Origin of the sequence: Ruminococcus sp., from assembly GCF_017650195.1 — a bacterium.
Classification (GTDB): domain Bacteria; phylum Bacillota; class Clostridia; order Oscillospirales; family Ruminococcaceae; genus Ruminococcus.
In genome coordinates this window covers 1-3,212 of sequence record NZ_JAGCFH010000122.1, presented here as the reverse complement: position 1 = coordinate 3,212, position 3,212 = coordinate 1, and the positions used below count along the sequence as shown (strand labels likewise).

The following is a 3,212-nucleotide window of genomic DNA, read 5'->3' as shown; positions in this document are numbered from 1 at the left end:
CCTTATTGACCAGCTCCCCACAAAACAAGTTTGAATATCCCTCTCAAAGGCTCTCAGTTAAATGAGAGCCTTTTACTATCTCGATATGTTAATTATTTATAAATTTTTATGCATTTATGTTGATAATACAGTCTAATTATGCTATAATATATAAAACAAATATTATATTTAATAAGCTATCTTTTAAGATAATGTTTTAATCAAAAGAAAATGGGTAGTTCTATGAATTTTTCACCTGACGTCATTAGGAACGCTCTTTACAAAGGTGAAATCTGTGCCTATATTAGCCGTAGTATGATACTTTTATAAGCAAGATAAAGAGTGCAGAGGCGCTTTCACACTGGTTAAAGCCCGACGACACCTTAATTTTTCCTTCTTCTTCATACCCGTTACCGAAGAGAAAGAAGCGTATAGTTCTTGAGAGTATATTCAATTTTTCTCACCGTCTTCACGTGAGGCCTATAGCATAAGTGTCTACTTTGTAAAGAGCGAATCCTTTGACGAACTGCTCACAATAACACTCTGTGATAATCTTCCTGACGAATAATTTATTTCGTATATAATAATTTATTAATCTTAGCACAAAAATAGAATTATTATCACTGTGTAAACTTTTTATTAAACTTCATTATTATCCGTCATATCGGCATATTTAACGTCAATTTTAATCGTTTCTCAAGTTGACATTACAATAAAATTGTGATATTATTATAGTAGATACAGCACGTTCGGATCGAGGTGATAAATGCTATGAACGCTCAACTTAAAACAATTGCATTCTTTGGATGCTCTTTCACCAGCAGATACAGACAGAACCTGTGCAGATCTTTTAACACCGTAGCTGAAGAGTTGAAGTTTAACATAGTATATATCAACTCTCTCGGTAAAATTGGTGACAAAAACGCTCAGTACGGAGATTACGAATTCGAACTGATAGATTTTATTGATCTCGATCAGTTTGACGGCATTATCTTTGACGGTGAAGGTTATAACGTTGAAGGTATGGCTGACAAGGTAGTGCGTAAGCTCCGTGAGGCGAAGTGCCCTGTTGTTTCTATAAGCACTCATGTAAAGGGCTTTTACAATATTGACTTTGATGATGCCGGAGGTCTGCGCACTCTCATAGAACATTTCCTCGATCATCATCACTTTACAAAAATAGGCTTCATGTCAGGATATCTTACTCACCCTGACGCGCAGATACGACTTAAGGAGTTCCGCGCTGTTATGAAGTCAAGAGGGCTCCCCGAGGACGGAGCCGGTATGTTTGAAGGCGATTTCTGGTTCCATAAGGGAGAAGAAGCAGCGGATTACTTCCTTTCACAGCCTGAGCGGCCGGAAGCTATTGTATGCGCAAACGATTATATGGCTATCGCCCTTATCACAGCTTTAAAGAAACGAGATATACGTGTTCCAGAGGATATTGCAATATCCGGCTATGACGGTACCTTTGAAGGGCAGGAGTTCCTGCCACACCTTTCCTCAGCTACGAGAGAAAGAGTTGAAATAGCACGCAAAGCTCTTACTCTATTGAAGAATATCATAGAGAAAAAGGAATTCGCCGAGGATCTTAGAGTTACTTCAAAACCCATTTACTCTCAGTCCTGTGGCTGCTCAAAGCTCGATTATAAGATGGAATCCGAAAACATCAATAAGGTTTACGAGATAAACCGCAATTTCAGCTACAATATTTACGACGCTCAATCTGCCCTGCTTAAACTCAACAAGGTAGACAGTCTGCTCATGCTCGGTCATGTATTTATTGAAGCTTCAAGTAATTTCGGCGACTATAACTCCTTCTTTCTTATGCTCCACAAGGACATAAGCGGAAGGCTGTCAAGCGACAGCGATTTCATGTGTCCCACGGGAGAATTTACTCCTGCTATATGGATAGACAAAAGAATGGACTATACCGAATCCGGACACACCTTCAACGCATCGTCTCTTATACCCAAGGCAAGTTTAAACACGCCTCATTTCTTCTATGTTATGAGTGTTCACTGCGCAGAAAGGACCTTTGGGTACTGCATTATAGAAATGGCAGACAAGGAGATATTCAACGAATTCTTCAATCTGTGGCTCCTAAATATGGCAATGACTCTTGAAACTCTCCTGAAAAATGACCGCATCAACAAACTGATAGGCACTCTTGAAAATCTTAGTATACGTGATGGTCTTACAGGTATGCTCAACCGCCGTGGCTTTGACGACAGATCACGTGAAGCTATACGCTCTCTTCCTGCAACGCGTACTGTATGCACCATGGTAATAGACATGGACGGTCTTAAGCATATAAACGACGATTACGGACATTATGAGGGTGACAGAGCTATAAAGGTGGCTGCAGAGATAATCACGCGATGCTGCGATTCCGGTGAAATTGCAGGAAGAGCCGGTGGTGACGAGTTCTACATCTTTGCACCGCAGTATTCGCAGAAGTTGCTCGACCGCTTTACAGAACGCTTGCAGGGTGCTCTGGACAGCTTCAATCATAATTCAAACAAGCCATACAATATAGAGCTGAGCTATGGTTCGTTTCTTACGGATACCGATTCCTCAGGCAGACTTGAGGACTTCATCAAGATAAGTGATTCTAGGATGTACGAACAGAAACTTGCAAAGCCAGGCAGAAGATAATAAACTCAAAGGCAGCCTTATGGCTGCCTTTTAATGATATATGTTATTTAGGTAATTATATCGGAAAGCACCGTCCTGAGCACTGATATATCCCCCTCAGCCGCCTTGACAGCCGCTATCATCATTATATCACTTCCGCATTTCGCAAAGTCAATATCACGTCCTGTGTTCCTCACAAGTAGGGTAATAAACAGCCTCAGCGTTCTCCCGTTCCCCTCACGGAAAGGGTGCAGCATATTCATATCATGATAGAGCTCCGCAAGCTCGTCAAAAAAACTTCCCTCTTGCATTCCGCACAGGAAGCCGAGCTTTTCAAGTCGCTCAAACTTTTTTGTTCCCACATTTTCAAGCTGGGAATGGTCGCAGAATACAGTTCCCTTTTTGGATATGTTTATAGTGCGCAGGCAGCCTGCCCAATCGTAAAGATCTCCGAACAGCAGACTGTGCAGCCCTTTATAGAAATCGAAATCAACATTCTTGAATTCCATTTGCTGTTCAGCCTGTATACCTCTAAGCAGGGTTATCTGCTTTTCAACGGCGTCAAGTTCATTCTGGTCTTTTATACCCAGCTTGTT

The 3,212-nt window shown here is 41.2% G+C and carries 2 protein-coding genes; one reads left to right on the top strand and one right to left on the bottom strand.

The window, feature by feature from the left end:
• Positions 1 to 750 precede the first annotated feature (750 nt).
• A complete protein-coding gene (locus J6U00_RS05720) occupies positions 751 to 2,637 on the top strand; it encodes a GGDEF domain-containing protein (RefSeq protein WP_296580060.1) in 1,887 nt (628 codons plus the stop codon).
• 47 nt (positions 2,638 to 2,684) lie between these two features.
• Here the strand turns inward: J6U00_RS05720 and J6U00_RS05715 are convergent.
• Positions 2,685 to 3,212, bottom strand: a 528-nt coding sequence (locus tag J6U00_RS05715) for a Fic family protein (RefSeq protein WP_296580057.1), incomplete at its 5' end; no start/stop codon positions are given.